Source organism: Enterobacter sp. N5-15 (genome assembly GCF_057221635.1).
This window is the reverse complement of record NZ_CM170150.1, coordinates 2,945,296-2,961,022: the sequence shown is the minus strand read 5'-3', so window position 1 is coordinate 2,961,022 and position 15,727 is coordinate 2,945,296. Positions and strand designations below refer to the sequence as shown.

At 53.8% G+C, this 15,727-nt stretch carries 16 protein-coding genes, 3 tRNA genes and 1 pseudogene; 12 read left to right on the top strand and 8 right to left on the bottom strand.

The genetic code is table 11. The features are described 5' to 3' along the window. Positions 1 to 79: 79 nt before the first annotated feature. The 5 genes from tcyJ to sdiA all read left to right on the top strand — a co-directional run bounded on the left by tcyJ (position 80) and on the right by sdiA (position 4,356). A complete protein-coding gene (gene tcyJ / locus AC2TE5_RS14110; RefSeq protein ID WP_023336163.1) occupies positions 80 to 880 on the top strand; it encodes a cystine ABC transporter substrate-binding protein in 801 nt (266 codons plus the stop codon). 106 nt (positions 881 to 986) lie between these two features. Next, entirely contained in the window at positions 987 to 1,973 is a 987-nt protein-coding gene (dcyD, locus tag AC2TE5_RS14105; protein ID WP_484611846.1) for a D-cysteine desulfhydrase, read from the top strand. 21 nt (positions 1,974 to 1,994) lie between these two features. Then, complete coding sequence (gene tcyL, locus AC2TE5_RS14100; protein ID WP_063143665.1) at positions 1,995 to 2,663, top strand: cystine ABC transporter permease; 669 nt, start codon at positions 1,995 to 1,997, stop codon at positions 2,661 to 2,663. Further along, positions 2,660 to 3,412 carry an L-cystine ABC transporter ATP-binding protein TcyN gene (tcyN, locus tag AC2TE5_RS14095; protein ID WP_032658641.1) on the top strand — a complete coding sequence of 251 codons (753 nt, stop codon included), beginning with the start codon at positions 2,660 to 2,662 and terminating at the stop codon, positions 3,410 to 3,412. Before tcyL ends, tcyN begins: the two co-directional genes overlap by 4 nt. 221 nt (positions 3,413 to 3,633) lie before the next feature. Then, positions 3,634 to 4,356, top strand: a complete 723-nt coding sequence (gene sdiA / locus AC2TE5_RS14090) for a quorum-sensing transcriptional regulator SdiA (RefSeq protein WP_213327895.1) — start codon at positions 3,634 to 3,636, stop codon at positions 4,354 to 4,356. Between the two features lie 66 nt (positions 4,357 to 4,422). On the opposite strand, the gene AC2TE5_RS14085 is transcribed toward sdiA, so the two are convergent. Together AC2TE5_RS14085 and AC2TE5_RS14080 are read right to left on the bottom strand one after the other, a co-directional pair. Next, positions 4,423 to 4,647 (bottom strand): DUF2594 family protein, encoded by a 225-nt coding sequence (locus AC2TE5_RS14085; RefSeq protein WP_008500345.1) that lies wholly within the window; start codon positions 4,645 to 4,647, stop codon positions 4,423 to 4,425. Between the two features lie 25 nt (positions 4,648 to 4,672). Then, positions 4,673 to 4,741 (bottom strand): annotated as a pseudogene (locus AC2TE5_RS14080) (hypothetical protein); the annotation flags it as partial. A gap of 372 nt (positions 4,742 to 5,113) precedes the next feature. Here AC2TE5_RS14080 and uvrY point away from each other — a divergent pair. The 6 genes from uvrY (at position 5,114) to AC2TE5_RS14050 (ending at position 8,650) form a co-directional block, all read left to right on the top strand. Next, positions 5,114 to 5,770, top strand: coding sequence for a UvrY/SirA/GacA family response regulator transcription factor (uvrY, locus tag AC2TE5_RS14075; protein WP_013096026.1), 657 nt, complete (start codon positions 5,114 to 5,116; stop codon positions 5,768 to 5,770). Beyond that, the gene (uvrC, locus tag AC2TE5_RS14070; RefSeq protein ID WP_484611845.1) at positions 5,767 to 7,599 is read left to right on the top strand and encodes an excinuclease ABC subunit UvrC; all 1,833 of its coding nucleotides are present in this window, start codon (positions 5,767 to 5,769) and stop codon (positions 7,597 to 7,599) included. The genes uvrY and uvrC overlap by 4 nt, the downstream gene beginning before the upstream one ends. 56 nt (positions 7,600 to 7,655) lie before the next feature. Then, positions 7,656 to 8,204, top strand: coding sequence for a CDP-diacylglycerol--glycerol-3-phosphate 3-phosphatidyltransferase (gene pgsA / locus AC2TE5_RS14065; protein WP_023312285.1), 549 nt, complete (start codon positions 7,656 to 7,658; stop codon positions 8,202 to 8,204). A gap of 152 nt (positions 8,205 to 8,356) precedes the next feature. Then, positions 8,357 to 8,432 (top strand) — tRNA-Gly (locus tag AC2TE5_RS14060). Positions 8,433 to 8,478: 46 nt separating this feature from the next. Further along, positions 8,479 to 8,552: transfer RNA gene (locus AC2TE5_RS14055), tRNA-Cys, on the top strand. Between the two features lie 11 nt (positions 8,553 to 8,563). Then, a tRNA-Leu gene (locus AC2TE5_RS14050) sits at positions 8,564 to 8,650 on the top strand. 296 nt (positions 8,651 to 8,946) lie between these two features. On the opposite strand, the gene AC2TE5_RS14045 is transcribed toward AC2TE5_RS14050, so the two are convergent. The 6 genes from AC2TE5_RS14045 to AC2TE5_RS14020 form a co-directional block, all read right to left on the bottom strand. Then, the gene (locus tag AC2TE5_RS14045) at positions 8,947 to 9,408 is read right to left on the bottom strand and encodes an OB-fold protein (protein ID WP_045143126.1); all 462 of its coding nucleotides are present in this window, start codon (positions 9,406 to 9,408) and stop codon (positions 8,947 to 8,949) included. A gap of 207 nt (positions 9,409 to 9,615) precedes the next feature. Further along, positions 9,616 to 10,332: an ABC transporter ATP-binding protein gene (locus AC2TE5_RS14040; protein ID WP_484611844.1), complete on the bottom strand. Its 717-nt coding sequence runs from the start codon at positions 10,330 to 10,332 to the stop codon at positions 9,616 to 9,618. After that, positions 10,329 to 11,204 carry an ATP-binding cassette domain-containing protein gene (locus AC2TE5_RS14035; protein WP_484611843.1) on the bottom strand — a complete coding sequence of 292 codons (876 nt, stop codon included), beginning with the start codon at positions 11,202 to 11,204 and terminating at the stop codon, positions 10,329 to 10,331. The genes AC2TE5_RS14040 and AC2TE5_RS14035 overlap by 4 nt, the downstream gene beginning before the upstream one ends. Beyond that, entirely contained in the window at positions 11,201 to 12,475 is a 1,275-nt protein-coding gene (livM, locus tag AC2TE5_RS14030) for a high-affinity branched-chain amino acid ABC transporter permease LivM (protein ID WP_484613344.1), read from the bottom strand. Before livM ends, AC2TE5_RS14035 begins: the two co-directional genes overlap by 4 nt. A gap of 11 nt (positions 12,476 to 12,486) precedes the next feature. Beyond that, positions 12,487 to 13,401: an ABC transporter permease subunit gene (locus AC2TE5_RS14025; RefSeq protein WP_213327893.1), complete on the bottom strand. Its 915-nt coding sequence runs from the start codon at positions 13,399 to 13,401 to the stop codon at positions 12,487 to 12,489. A gap of 99 nt (positions 13,402 to 13,500) precedes the next feature. Beyond that, complete coding sequence (locus tag AC2TE5_RS14020; RefSeq protein ID WP_023312277.1) at positions 13,501 to 14,622, bottom strand: branched-chain amino acid ABC transporter substrate-binding protein; 1,122 nt, start codon at positions 14,620 to 14,622, stop codon at positions 13,501 to 13,503. A gap of 425 nt (positions 14,623 to 15,047) precedes the next feature. On the opposite strand from AC2TE5_RS14020, the gene AC2TE5_RS14015 reads away from it, so the two are divergent. Continuing rightward, positions 15,048 to 15,716, top strand: a complete 669-nt coding sequence (locus AC2TE5_RS14015; RefSeq protein WP_023336148.1) for a YecA/YgfB family protein — start codon at positions 15,048 to 15,050, stop codon at positions 15,714 to 15,716. Positions 15,717 to 15,727 lie beyond the last annotated feature (11 nt).

Here is a 15,727-nt window from a genome sequence, read left to right as displayed (position 1 = left end):
TAAGATGTAGCGCAGTCGCCTTTGACGTTGCAGGCGATTTCTCTACACTACGTAAAAATTCCACTATATCGGGGTATTTATGAAATTTGCACTTCTGGGTCGTCAGGCGCTGATGGGTGTTATGGCCGTTGCGCTGGTTGCGGGCATGAGCGTGAAAACGTTCGCCGCAGAAAACCTGCTGAATAAAGTAAAAGAGCGCGGTACGCTGCTGGTCGGGCTGGAAGGAACCTATCCTCCGTTCAGCTTCCAGGGCGACGACGGTAAGCTGACCGGTTTTGAAGTGGAGTTTGCTGAAGAGCTGGCGAAGCACCTCGGCGTTAAAGCGTCGCTGAAACCGACCAAATGGGACGGTATGCTGGCGTCGCTGGATTCCAAACGTATTGATGTGGTGATTAATCAGGTGACCATTTCTGACGAGCGTAAGAAGAAGTATGACTTCTCTACGCCGTACACCGTGTCCGGTATTCAGGCGCTGGTGAAGAAAGGCAACGAAGGCGGGATTAAAACTGCCGCGGACCTGAAAGGGAAGAAAGTCGGTGTCGGTCTGGGGACCAACTACGAAGAGTGGCTGCGCCAGAACGTGCAGGGTGTGGATATCCGCACCTATGATGATGACCCGACGAAATATCAGGATCTGCGCGTGGGCCGTATCGACGCCATTCTGGTTGACCGTCTGGCAGCGCTGGATCTGGTGAAGAAAACCAACAATACCCTGGCCGTAGCGGGTGATGCGTTCTCTCGTCAGGAATCCGGCGTGGCCGTTCGTAAAGGTAACGAAGACCTGGTCAAAGCGATTGATTCCGCGATTGCTGACATGCAAAAAGACGGAAGCCTGAAAGCGCTCTCCGAGAAGTGGTTCGGTGCAGACGTCACGAAATAAGTTTCTGACGTAAAAAAAGGCGCTTTTAAAAGCGCCTTTTTTATTTCTTTCGCGTCTGCGTGCATAATGAAAAATATCACTTTTTGTCAGAGTTACCGGAGAACCCATGTCACTACAGAATTTAACGCGCTTTCCCCGCCTGGAGTTTATCGGCGCGCCGACGCCGCTGGAGTACCTGCCGCGATTTTCTGATTATTTAGGGCGCGATATTTTTATTAAGCGTGATGACGTGACGCCGATGGCGATGGGGGGCAATAAGCTGCGCAAGCTGGAGTTTCTGGCGGCGGACGCCCTGCGCGAAGGCGCGGATACGCTCATTACTGCCGGGGCTATCCAGTCCAACCACGTCCGTCAGACGGCGGCAGTGGCGGCAAAGCTCGGACTCCACTGCGTGGCATTGCTGGAAAACCCGATTGGCACGCGGGCAGAAAACTATCTGACCAACGGTAACCGCCTGCTGCTGGACCTGTTTAATGTGCAGGTCGAAATGGTGGATGCGTTGACCGACCCGACCGCCCAGCTCGACGAGCTGGCGACGCGCCTGGAAGCACAGGGCTTCCGCCCATACGTTATCCCCGTCGGCGGTTCGAACGCGCTGGGCGCGCTGGGGTATGTGGAAAGTGCGCTGGAAATCGTGCAGCAGTGCGAGGGCGCGGTGAGTCTCTCCTCGGTGGTTGTCGCGTCCGGGAGTGCGGGCACGCATGCCGGGCTGGCGGTGGGGCTAGAGCAGCTGCTGCCGGACGTCGAGCTGATTGGCGTGACGGTATCCCGCAGCGTCGCGGATCAGAAGCCAAAAGTGGTGACCTTACAGCAGGCGGTAGCCGAGCAGCTGGAGCTGAAGGCAAAGGCCGATATTCTGCTCTGGGATGACTATTTTGCGCCGGGTTACGGCACGCCTAACGAAGAGGGGATGGAAGCGGTGAAGCTGCTGGCTCGCCTCGAGGGGATACTGCTCGATCCGGTGTATACCGGCAAAGCGATGGCCGGACTGATTGACGGCATTGCGCAGAAACGCTTTAAGGATGAAGGGCCGATTTTATTTGTCCATACCGGCGGGGCGCCTGCGCTGTTTGCCTACCATCCTCATGTCTAAAAATCAGGTCGAAAAATAATAATGCAAGAAAGTATTCAACTGGTTATTGATTCTCTGCCCTTTCTGCTGAAAGGTGCGGTATTTACGTTACAGCTCAGTATCGGCGGGATGTTCTTCGGGCTGGTGCTGGGATTTGTGCTGGCCTTAATGCGCATGTCACCCGTCCTGCCGGTACGCTGGCTGGCGCGTTTTTATATCTCCGTGTTTCGCGGTACGCCGCTTATCGCCCAGCTCTTTATGATCTACTACGGCTTACCGCAGTTTGGTATCGAGCTGGATCCGATCCCAGCAGCGATGATTGGTCTGTCGCTCAATACCGCGGCGTACACCTCAGAAACCCTGCGCGCGGCCATCTCCTCCATTGATAAAGGGCAGTGGGAGGCGGCGGCCAGTATCGGTATGACCCCCTGGCAGACGCTGCGCCGGGCCATTCTTCCGCAGGCGGCGCGCGTGGCGCTTCCACCGCTGAGCAATAGCTTCATTAGCCTGGTGAAAGATACTTCCCTGGCGGCAACGATTCAGGTGCCGGAGCTGTTCCGTCAGGCGCAGCTCATTACTTCGCGCACGCTTGAAGTCTTTACCATGTATCTGGCCGCCTCGCTGATTTACTGGGTGATGGCGACGGTGCTGTCTGCCCTGCAAAACTACTTCGAAAACCAGCTTAACCGCCAGGAGCGTGATCCAAAATGAGTGCTATCGACGTCAAAAACCTGGTGAAAAAATTCCACGGTCAAACGGTGCTCCACGGGATCGATCTTGAAGTCGAGCAGGGTGAAGTCGTGGCGATTATCGGACCGAGCGGTTCGGGAAAGACGACGCTGCTGCGCAGTATTAACCTGCTTGAACAGCCTGAAGGCGGCACTATTCGGGTAGGAGATATAACGATTGATACCGGAAAATCCATCAGCCAGCAGAAAGGGTTGATTCGCCGCCTGCGCCAGCATGTCGGCTTCGTTTTCCAGAACTTCAATCTCTTCCCACACCGTACGGTGCTGGAGAACATTATTGAAGGGCCGGTCATTGTAAAAGGTGAATCGAAAGAGGACGCAACGGCGCGGGCGCGCGAACTGCTCGCCAAAGTTGGGCTGGCGGGGAAAGAGACCAGCTATCCGCGGCGTCTGTCGGGAGGGCAACAGCAGCGCGTGGCGATAGCGCGCGCGCTGGCGATGCGCCCGGACGTGATCCTTTTTGATGAACCGACCTCTGCGCTCGATCCGGAACTGGTGGGTGAGGTGCTGAACACCATTCGCCAGCTGGCACAGGAAAAACGGACGATGGTGATCGTAACGCATGAGATGAGCTTTGCACGCGATGTTGCTGACAGAGCCATCTTCATGGATCAGGGGCGGATTGTGGAGCAGGGGCCGGCGAAAAGCCTGTTCGCTAACCCTCAACAGCCGCGAACCCGTCAGTTCCTTGAAAAATTCCTGATGCAGTAGAATTTTTGCACTAATTTGCTCCAGAAATTTAGCCTGGAGCAAATTATTCTCCCCCCGCACGCCGCCCTGCGTTTTTTTATTCCATCCAGCTCGGATAAACCTTATCAATAGTAAAGTTAATTGTGCTATTGCCGATATTTTGTAGTTAGAAAAAAGTTTTATGTGTTAGGTTATATTCACCATAATAATGATTATCTTTTCAGAGGCTTCATTTAGTAAGTATGAAGGATTCAGACTTTTTCACCTGGCGACGGGATTGCTCCCTCCGGTTTCAGGAATTGACCTGTGCCGACGAGGTATATCAGGAACTTCAGCGACAAACTCAGACGCTTGAATTTGATTATTTCGCGCTCTGCGTGCGCCATCCCGTGCCATTTACCCGGCCAAAGATCGCCGTGCATACCACTTATCCAAAGCAGTGGATGGCGCAATATCAATCCGCGAACTATTTCGCTATTGATCCCGTCTTAAAACCGGAGAATTTCATTCAGGGTCATTTACCCTGGACCGACGCATTATTCGCTGACGCGCAGGAATTATGGCATAGCGCGCAGGACCACGGTTTACGTGCGGGAATAACGCAGTGCCTGATGCTGCCTAATCACGCGCTCGGCTTCCTGTCGGTTTCCCGTACTAGTGTACTGGAAGGGGCATTTGCCCGTGAGGAAATAGAACTGCGGCTGCAGATGCTGGTGCAAATGGCCTTAACTTCTCTGATACGCTTTGAAGATGAGATGGTCATGCCACCCGAAATGAAATTCAGCAAACGCGAACGCGAAATTCTGAAATGGACTGCGGAAGGGAAGACGTCTGCGGAAATAGCGATCATTCTCTCCATCTCCGAGAATACCGTTAACTTCCATCAGAAAAATATGCAGAAGAAATTCAACGCGCCTAACAAAACCCAGATCGCGTGCTACGCGGCGGCAACGGGACTGATCTGACGAGATAATACGTTCTGCGTGACAGACGAGCGAACGGCTGAATGCACTGCATCCAGCCGTTTTTTGTTACTGGCGGTAGGCTTGTTTGATTTGCTTAACGGTGTTAGCAAATACCGCAGATTCAGCCTGGTCTTCCATCTCCGCGATTTGTTTTTCCATTTTAATGATCACACGACCGGCGTCCGCCTGGCCCATCGCCTGCAGCATCAGCGTTAGCAGCGCTTTCAGGCAGTTTACTTCCTGTGCCAGTTCCTGGTTATTCTCAGCAGTGGCAAATTCAGGTGTGCTCATTTATTTTCCTCATTATTAAACGGCGCTAAAGTGCGACGACGAAAGTCAAGGCGGCGGAGTATACCACAAGCTGACGCAAAAAATGCAGCGGTTGTTTTTCGTACTTTTACGCGGATGTTTAATTGCGTAAACAGAACCTACCGGTAAACTGAACCGCTTTTAAAGGCTATTAATTGTTTATGCCCGGTTCGCTTGCCGTTAATTATTGTTACAAAAATTTGAGATCTGTTTTTTTGCAGGGAAACCCTGCAGGTTTTTTGTAACTTTTTGAATACAGATGCTTAAAAAAAGCTGCAAAAGCCCTGTGTACACGGTCTTTCTTTCCACGGACTGTACAGCCTAATTTCCAAAAACGAGAGCGAAATCGAATAGCCGGTTTTTTAACGTTTTAATCTTGTGAGGAAAACCGTTAATATAAACCAAATTATCACTCAGTAGCGTTATCCCTATTCTGGAGACATTTCCTTTGATCAACGTCCTTCTTGTTGATGACCACGAACTGGTGCGCGCAGGGATACGACGCATTCTTGAAGATATTAAAGGTATTAAAGTTGCCGGTGAGGCGTGCTGTGGCGAAGATGCGGTAAAATGGTGCCGCACAAACTCGGCCGATGTGGTACTGATGGATATGAACATGCCCGGTATCGGCGGTCTTGAAGCAACACGCAAAATCGCGCGTACCTTTGTTGATACAAAAGTCATCATGCTGACCGTGCATACCGAAAACCCACTGCCCGCGAAAGTGATGCAGGCGGGCGCAGCGGGCTACCTGAGTAAAGGTGCTGCGCCGCAGGAAGTCGTCAATGCAATCCGTTCCGTGTTTGCCGGACAGCGTTACATTGCTTCCGACATCGCTCAGCAGATGGCGCTGAGTCAGATCGAGCCCGAGAAAACCGAATCACCGTTTGCGAGTTTGTCCGAGCGTGAATTGCAGATTATGCTGATGATCACCAAAGGTCAGAAGGTGAATGAGATTTCGGAACAGCTGAATCTCAGCCCGAAAACGGTGAACAGCTATCGTTACCGGATGTTCAGTAAACTGAACATTCATGGCGACGTCGAACTGACGCACCTGGCCATCCGGCACGGTTTGTGTAATGCGGAGACGTTGTTAAGTCAGTGAGTGATGTGTTCGATTCAAAAGCATTTCTGAAAACCGTAACCAGCCAGCCTGGCGTCTATCGCATGTATGACGCTGGCGGTACGGTTATCTATGTGGGGAAGGCAAAAGATCTTAAAAAACGTCTCTCCAGCTATTTTCGCAGCAATCTGGCCTCCCGTAAGACCGAAGCGCTGGTCTCTCTCATTCAGAATATTGATGTCACCGTCACGCACACAGAAACAGAAGCGCTGCTGCTTGAGCACAACTATATAAAGCTCTACCAGCCGCGCTATAACGTTCTGTTGCGTGATGATAAATCCTACCCGTTTATTTTTCTGAGCGGCGACACCCATCCGCGCCTCGCCATGCACCGCGGTGCAAAACATGCGAAGGGCGAATATTTCGGGCCGTTCCCTAACGGCTATGCCGTGCGTGAAACGCTGGCGCTGCTGCAAAAAATCTTCCCGATCCGCCAGTGTGAGAACAGCGTTTACCGTAACCGCTCGCGCCCGTGCCTGCAGTACCAGATTGGACGCTGCCTGGGCCCCTGCGTGGCCGGGCTGGTGAGTGAAGAAGAGTATGCGCAGCAGGTGGATTATGTGCGCCTGTTCCTGGCCGGAAAAGACGATCAGGTCTTGACGCAGCTGATCGCGCGGATGGAAAAAGCCAGCGCCGCACTCCAGTTCGAAGAGGCCGCGCGGATCCGCGACCAAATCCAGGCGGTGCGCAGAGTCACTGAGAAACAGTTTGTCTCGAATACCGGTGACGATCTTGACGTCATCGGCGTAGCCTTTGACGCCGGGATGGCCTGCGTGCACGTGCTGTTTATTCGCCAGGGCAAAGTGCTCGGCAGCCGCAGCTATTTCCCGAAAGTGCCCGGCGGTACCGAACTGGGTGAAGTGGTGGAAACCTTTGTCGGCCAGTTCTATCTGCAGGGGAGCCAGATGCGCACGCTGCCTTCTGAGATCCTGCTCGATTTTAATCTTGACGATAAAACCCTGCTGGCCGATTCGCTCTCCGAACTGGCGGGCCGTCGGGTCAATGTTCAAACCAAACCGCGCGGCGATCGCGCGCGTTATCTGAAGCTGGCGCGAACCAACGCGGCGACGGCGCTCACCACTAAGCTGTCGCAACAGTCGACGGTGCACCAGCGTTTAACGGCCCTGGCGACGCTGCTGAAGCTTCCGGAAGTGAAACGGATGGAGTGTTTCGACATCAGTCATACGATGGGGGAACAGACGGTAGCGTCCTGCGTGGTGTTTGATGCGAATGGTCCACTCCGCGCCGAGTATCGCCGCTATAACATCACCGGGATCACGCCGGGTGATGACTATGCGGCCATGAATCAGGTGCTGCGTCGTCGCTATGGTAAAGCCATAGAAGAGAGCAAAATCCCGGATGTGATCCTGATTGACGGCGGGAAAGGGCAGCTCGGCCAGGCGAAAGCGGTATTTGAATCGCTTGATGTCAGCTGGGATAAAAACCATCCGCTGCTGCTGGGCGTCGCAAAAGGGGCCGATCGTAAGGCTGGTCTGGAGACATTGTTCTTCGAGCCGGAAGGTGAGGGCTTCAGCCTGCCGCCGGATTCCCCGGCGCTGCACGTCATCCAGCATATTCGCGATGAATCGCACGATCACGCCATCAGCGGTCACCGCAAAAAGCGGGCGAAGGTGAAAAATACCAGTAGCCTGGAAACGATTGAAGGCGTGGGACCAAAACGTCGCCAGATGCTGCTGAAATATATGGGCGGATTGCAAGGATTACTCAACGCCAGCATGGAAGAAATTGCAAAAGTGCCGGGTATTTCGCAAGGGCTGGCAGAAAAGATCTACTACTCGTTGAAACATTGAGGGCTCTGTAGCAACATAGAGCTAAATTTTACTGACAACAAACAGTTACCGTCATTATGCAATTTAATATCCCTACGTTGCTCACTCTCTTTCGTGTTGTACTCATCCCGTTCTTTGTACTGGCGTTTTACCTGCCGGTCGTCTGGGCACCTTTCGCCTGCGCATTGCTCTTTCTGATCGCGGCGGTCACCGACTGGTTTGATGGCTATCTGGCCCGTCGCTGGAATCAAAGTACCCGTTTCGGTGCCTTCCTCGATCCGGTGGCAGACAAAGTGATGGTCGCTATCGCCATGGTGCTGGTGGCCGAGCACTATCATACCTGGTGGGTAACGCTGCCCGCGGCTACCATGATCGGCCGTGAGATTATCATCTCCGCGCTGCGCGAGTGGATGGCGGAGCTGGGGAAACGCAGCAGCGTGGCGGTCTCGTGGATTGGCAAAGTCAAAACGACGGCGCAGATGGCAGCGCTGGTCTGGATGCTCTGGCGTCCAAACGCCTGGGTTGAATGGGCGGGAATTGGTCTGCTGTGGGTGGCGGCAGTGCTGACGCTGTGGTCTATGCTGCAATATTTGAACGCTGCGCGCGGGGATTTGCTTGATCAGTGATCGTTTCGCCGTAATTTTCAGCAAACGATCCGGGGATGCAAAAAATAACGTTGACTCATAACGTCATATCAGTAGAATGCAACGCATCGAACGGCGGCACACTAAGCCGGACGATAGTGAAATCAAGTGGTTAGACGTTTACTTGATGACATGCGGGAATAGCTCAGTTGGTAGAGCACGACCTTGCCAAGGTCGGGGTCGCGAGTTCGAGTCTCGTTTCCCGCTCCAGATTAAAGACATGCGCAGTTGCGGGTGTCAGTTTGAAAAGTTTTACGGCGCGTTAGCAAAGCGGTTATGTAGCGGATTGCAAATCCGTCTAGTCCGGTTCGACTCCGGAACGCGCCTCCACTTTCTTCCCTGGCCGGATGGTGGAATCGGTAGACACAAGGGATTTAAAATCCCTCGGCGTTCGCGCTGTGTGGGTTCAAGTCCCACTCCGGCTACCATGGGAAACAAAGAATAAAATCAATGATAAGCAGTGTCGTGTAAACCACCGAAAGGTGGTTTTTTATTTTCTGAATTTCACTCTTCCATCATTCCAGCTTTTCACAAGTACACCTTGCCGATTACATCATTGCATCTACACATTGGTATCTTGCCCCGATAATGCAACGCAATTGGTGTGTGGAGTGAGGGGATTATATAAGCCTATCTGGTATCGATTAGGATCATGATGGGGAGAATGGAATGGAATGGAATGGAATGGAATGGGAGGGAATGGGAGGGAAACCCTCCCGATTCGTTATTTTGCGAATAAACAATCTCGTCCAGAAGGTGCACCCATTACGCGGATCATTTTTTTACAAATCACAGTGACCTGCTGTCCTTTTTTCAATGCTACAGCGGTAGCCTTTTCTGAGTTTTCCATCTCCATTCGTGCAGGCATGAACTGGTTGTCTGTTTGTAAGCCGATGATAATTGAGTCTGTAAAATCTTTATCAATGGACTGAACAACACCCTTGACTGCGATGAGCTTACCCTTCATGTTTTCATCGGTTGCGACTTCATTCTCTTCATAAGCTTTAAAAAGCTGTCTTGCGGAGGTCGTAAACACTTCTTTTTGCGGTACTGACTTCTGCGTATCCGTAACTGATGCAGAAGACGAAGTCGCGCCTGCTTCCGTTTTGTCGTTTTTACCGACGATATATCCCAGAACCATCAAAGCAATAAAGATATAGAAAATCCATTTAATAAATTTCTTCATGTAATTACCTGTAAGCTAATAGTTTTACTGTGTAAAGAATGTGAGAATATCACTTTATTACTTTATCGCATAAAGATGCTTATTGCCTATAAAAAGGATTTACGCGAGTAAATTATTTTATCCTTTTTCAAGGAAGGCATTATTGTGATATCACAAAAGGGTGGCTTCACACTAAAGGTGGTTTGTTGGTGCATGGACATTGTGTAATCACACCCCGCCTAAATACGCCTTCCTCACCTCCTGATTCCCCAGCAGCTCCTCGCCGCTGCCGCTCAGTCGGATCTGCCCGTTAACCATCACATACCCGCGATCGGAAAGCTTCAGCGCGTGATGCGCATTCTGCTCCACCAGAAAGATGGTCATGCCGTTGCGGGCCAGCTCGTGCAGCGTCTGGAAGATCTGTTTCACCACTATCGGCGCTAAGCCCAGGCTCGGTTCATCCAGCAGCAGCAGCTTCGGACGGCTCATCAACGCCCGGGCGATCGCCAGCATCTGCTGTTCCCCGCCGGACATGGTCATTGCGCGCTGCTTGCGTCGCTCCTTGAGGCGAGGGAACAGGTCGAACATGGTTTGCATATCCTCAGCGGCAAACTGGCTGCCGATGGGGATGGTCCCCATCAGCAGGTTCTCTTCAACGGTCATATCCGGGAAGATTCGTCTGCCTTCCGGCGCCTGCGCAATGCCGCCGGACGCGACGTAGTGGGTGGATTTATGGCTGATATCTTCACCACCGAAAAGGATCTGCCCGTTGCGGATGCGGGGCTGGCCAAAGATGGACATCAGCAGTGTCGATTTACCCGCGCCGTTTGCGCCAATCAGCGCCACGGTTTCACCCTTATTGACCTCGAGGGAGACCTGCTTCAGCGCCTGAATGACGCCGTAAAACACGTCCACCTCGCGAAATGCCAGCAGCGGTTCGCTCATAGGGTGACCTCGCTTTCATCCGTACCCAGGTAGGCGGCAATGACCTTTTCATCATGCTGGATCTGCTCGGGTTTTCCCCTGGCAATAACATCCCCGTGGTCGAGCACGATAATATCGTCCGAAATCTCCATCACCATCCCCATATCATGCTCAATCAGTAATACCGTGATGTCATGGTGATCCCGCAGAAAGCGAATAATGCTGCTCAGCTTGTGCGTTTCAACCGGGTTCAGCCCGGCGGCGGGTTCATCCAGACAGATCATTTCCGGCCCGGTGCACATTGCCCGCGCGATTTCCAGACGCCGCTGCTGGCCGTACGACATCTCTCCAGCGAGGCGATTGGCGCAGTCCACCAGATCCACTACTTCCAGCCAGTAGAAGGCTCTGTCCAGGGCATCGCTTTCCGCCCGCCGGTATGCCGGCGTATTTACGATCCCGGCGAGCAGATTGCGGTTAACGCGCATATGCTGCGCGACCAGCAGGTTTTCCACGACCGACATCTCGCGAAAAAGACGGATATTTTGAAACGTGCGGGCCAGCCCTGCGCGGTTGACCAGATGCGTTCCGCCAAACATTTTGTAGAACAGACGCTGCCCGAACTGCGCGGGGTTAATCCAGTCACCCGGCTGGAATTTTTGTCCGAGAACCTGAATGACGTTGGTCGTTTTAGTGCGGGTATTAAATAAAATGTTGCCGCCGGAGGCCCTGTAGAAGCCCGTCAGGCAGTTAAACACGGTTGTTTTTCCCGCTCCGTTTGGCCCGATCAGGGCGGTAATAGAGCCACGCTGCACGTCCAGGTTGACGTCGTTAAGCGCCTTAATCCCGCCAAAGTGCATCATCAGATGTTCAACGCGTAATATCGTTCCGTTCATGGCGCGACGCCCTTACGCACGGCAAACCCGCTGCGGTTAATGCGGATCAAACCGCGTGGACGCCAGATCATCATCACCACCATGAGCATGCCAAACAGCAGGACGCGGTACTCGGCAAAACTGCGCAGCAGTTCCGGCGTTACCGTGAGCACAAAGGCGGCCAGCACCACGCCAAGCGTAGAGCCCATACCGCCCAGCACCACAATGGCGAGGATCAGCGCCGATTCAAAAAAGGTAAAGGAGGTTGGATTCACGAACCCCTGGTAGGTGGCGAAGAACACTCCGGCAATGCCTGCGGTGGACGCGCCCAGCGTAAAGGCCGACAGCTTAACCAGAACATGATTCAACCCCATTGAACGGCACGCAATTTCGTCTTCACGCAGCGCTTCCCACGCCCGACCAATCGGCATCCGCGTCAGGCGGTGCTTGATATAGAGCACCAGCATCACCACCAGGAACAGCACCGCGTAGATAAAAATAAACTTCATGTTCGGGTTGTAGGTCAGGTGGAAAAATTCGTGGAAGGGCACGCCGCCTTCTTTCGCGCGTCGCCCAAATTCCAGGCCGAAAAAGGTGGGAGGAGGGGCCGACACGCCGTTTGGTCCGCCGGTGAAGGTTAGCCAGTTGTTCAGTATCAGGCGAATGATCTCCCCGAACCCGAGGGTGACGATGGCGAGATAGTCACCGTGCATGCGCAGTACCGGGAAACCGAGCAGAGCGCCTGCGGCGGCGGCCATGATTGCCGCCAGCGGCAGCATGCTCCAGAAGCCTAAGCCGAGATACTGGTATCCCAGCGCCAGACCGTACGCCCCAATCGCGTAGAACGCGACATATCCCAGATCCAGCAGGCCGGCCAGACCCACGACGATATTCAGCCCCAGGCCGAGAAGCACGTAGATCAGCCCGAGAATGGCGACGGTCAGCACATATTTCGTGGCGACAAACGGAAAGCAAATCGCAAGGGTAATCACCAGAGGAATAATCCAGCGCATGCGGCTTTTGTATTCCGGTGGCCGGACATATACGCCCGCGCTATCGGCTTCGAAGCGCGCCTGGAAACGAGCGCCCGCGGCGGTACCTAAAAAGGCGCTCAGCAGAAAACGCCCGAGTATGACGATGCCAACCATCCAGGCCAGCCGCTGCCCGGCGAAGTTAAAGCTGTACCCGTCCAGCACTACGCCCGCTATGGGGCCGAAGATTATCAGCGCAATCAGCCCGGAAAAAATCGCGTCCAGAATGCAGCGTTTAAGTGAAAAACCGTGTGATGTCATCATTCTCTCCCTCACACTTTGGCCACAATCGGGCGCCCAAGCAGTCCCTGGGGACGGAAAATAAGGATCATGACCAGCAGGCCGAACGAGAAGACGTCTTTATAGTCCGAGTTCACCATGCCCGAGAACTGGGCTTCCGCCACGCCGAGGATAAGGCCACCGAGCATGGCACCGGGGAGGGAGCCGATGCCGCCGAGTACCGCCGCCGTAAAGGCTTTAATGCCGATCACGAACCCGACGTAGAAATCAAAGGTGCCGTAATTCATGGTGATCAACACCCCCGCCAGACCGGCCATCGCCGCGCCGATGACAAAGACCATCGAAATAATCCGATCGGTGTTAATGCCCAGAATGGAGGCCATCTTACGATCCTGCTGTACCGCGCGGCACATCCGGCCCAGCCGGGTATGGTTGATTATCCAGGTAAGCACCAGCATGCCGACAAACGAGGCAATCAGAATAAACACTTTGGTGTAGGTTATCTGCACGAACCCGTCGCCCAGATGCAGGCGAATAACGCCGTCCAGCATGGTCGGCACCCCTTGCTGGCGCGGCCCTTGGCTCAACTGTGCGTAGTTTTGCAGGATAAGCGACATCCCAATGGCGGAGATCAGCGGCGCCAGGCGCGTGGAGTTGCGCAGCGGCTTGTAGGCGATACGCTCGATGGTCCAGCCGTACACCCCGGTTACCACAATGGTAAACACCAGCGTCCCGAGGATCAGCAGCGGAAACGACTGCAGACCGAAGAAAGAGAGCAGCGCCAGGCCAATGGCGCAGAGATAGGCGGAAATCATATACACTTCGCCGTGGGCGAAGTTGATCATGCCGATAATGCCGTACACCATGGTGTAGCCGATGGCGATCAGGCCGTAGACGGAGCCCAGCGTTAAGCCATTAATTAACTGTTGCAGGAAGAATGTACTCATCTTAGCGCGCTCGTTTTATAGGCCGCGCGAGCCGCGCAGCCTGATGTTTATTACGCGCCGACGGGAAAGCCCGCCGACGTTGAGCGTGACTCCGTCCCGTTACTGCACTTCCTTATATTTTCCTTTGTCGTCCCACTGGTAAACCACGTAGTCAGACACTTTCAGATCGCCTTTGCTGTCCCAGGCTTTTTTGCCCATCACCGTGTCGACGGAATTGGCTTTCAGCCACTCGCTGGCTTTGGCGGAGTCCTTGCCACCGGTGGCCTTGAAGGCCGCGGCAATGGCCTGGACGGAGGCATAGGAGTAGAGGGTGTAACCTTCCGGCTCGAATTTACCGGCGCGGAATTTCTCGATAACCGCTTTACCGTCCGGGATAAGGCGCGGATCTTTACCGAAGGTCATGTAAATGCCGTTGGTGTATTGCGGGCCACCCGCGGCGGTCACCATCTCTTCGTTGACAATGCAGTCGCCGGAGAAGAATTTCGCCTGCACGCCCTGTTCACGCATCTGGCGAACCAGCGGACCGGCTTCCGGGTGACAGCCACCGAAGAACACGACGTCCGGTTTTTGCGCGCCGATCTTCGTCACCAGCGCGTTAAAGTCTTTTTCACCGCGGGATAACCCCTCATACATCACATCCTGAACCCCACGTTTCGCCAGCGCCGCTTTGGTGGCGTCAGCCAGACCCTGACCATAGGTGTCTTTATCGTGAATAATCACCACGCGCTTGGCTTTCAGCTTGTCGATGATGAAGTCGCTGGCAACCTGGCCCTGCTGATCGTCGCGACCGCACATGCGGAACATATCGCTCATGCCGCGTTCGGTGATCAGCGGGTTAGTTGAGCCGGGGGTAATCGCAATAATGCCTGCGTCGCTATACACCTCAGAGGCGGGCATTGTGGAAGAGGAGCAGAAATGGCCGACCACGGCGTTGACTTTATCCTGGTCAACTAAACGGTTGGCGACGGCCACGGCCTGCTTAGGTTCGCAGGCATCATCCCCCTGAACCAGTTTGATCTTCTCGCCGTTAATGCCGCCTGCGGCATTGATGTCTTCAGCGGCCTGCGTTGCGCCGTGCCAGTACTGATCGCCATAGGTGGCATTCGGACCCGTAAACGGCCCGGCCACGCCAATCACAATATCTGCCCGGGCGGAAAACGCCGTCACCAGGCAACCGGCCAACACAAGAGAAAGAGGAGTTCTGATAAATTTCAGCGACATTATTATGTTCCTTAGCAAAGAGGTTTTTGCACCACGGCGTAAACCCGAACGCCCGACGGCGCAGCCAATCCGAAACACGAGCAAGAACAAAATGCACTAAACGAACAAGATACAGACGGCATCCTGCATATTACGGCGAGATTTCCCTGCGCAGGGACGCGCGAAGAACGTTAAGCAAAAACGTTGCCAGAATGGTTAACCCATTGACCAGCATGCGACATGTTTGAGTATAGAGCGCCGCGTTATGCCGCCTTGCGGGAGGAGAAGAAATTACAGCGGAGATCACATATCGTTAACAATAAAGCCCATAAGTTGTGCAAAGGTCACGATTTGCACGTTTTTGCAGCAATAAAGACCTAAACTTCAGCCCGGAGAGGGGTGAGATATGTGTTAGGATCGTTTCCTTTTTTGCAGGAGTATCAGCGATGACTGAAGGCCCATTGAATGAAAGCGAAATGGCGTGGCTTGAAGAGACGTTAATGTCTTACGGTCATGATGACGCGTCCGTGATTGACGTGTCCGAACTGGACGGCATGCTTACCGCAGTGCTTTCCGGTCCTGTTGTCGTTGAGCCAGATGCCTGGCTGGTGGCGGTGTGGGGTGGCGAGAAGTACATTCCGCGCTGGAAAAACGATCGTGAGATGAACCGTTTTATCGATCTCTGCTTTAAGCATATGAACGATATTGCCGAACGCCTGAGCGAGTACCCGGATCAGTTTGAACCGATGTTCGGTTATAACGACGTTGACGGTGAGAGCTATACCGTGGTGGAAGAGTGGTGCTATGGCTATATGCGCGGCGTGGCGCTGACGGACTGGTCAGCCTTGCCGGAAGCACTGAAGGCCGATCTTGAGGTGATTGCCCTGCACGGGACGGAAGAGAACAGCGAAAAGCTGGATGAACTGTCCGAAGAGGAGTATATCGCCAGCATCGAGAGCATCCAGCCTGCGGCGCTGCGTCTATATCAATACTGGGTAAACAACCCGCAGCAGCCGGAAGTGAAGAAACCGACGGTGAACGGCACGAAGGTCGGGCGTAACGATCCGTGTCCTTGCGGCAGCGGGAAGAAGTTTAAGAGCTGCTGTTTGCACTGATAAAAAAGGGG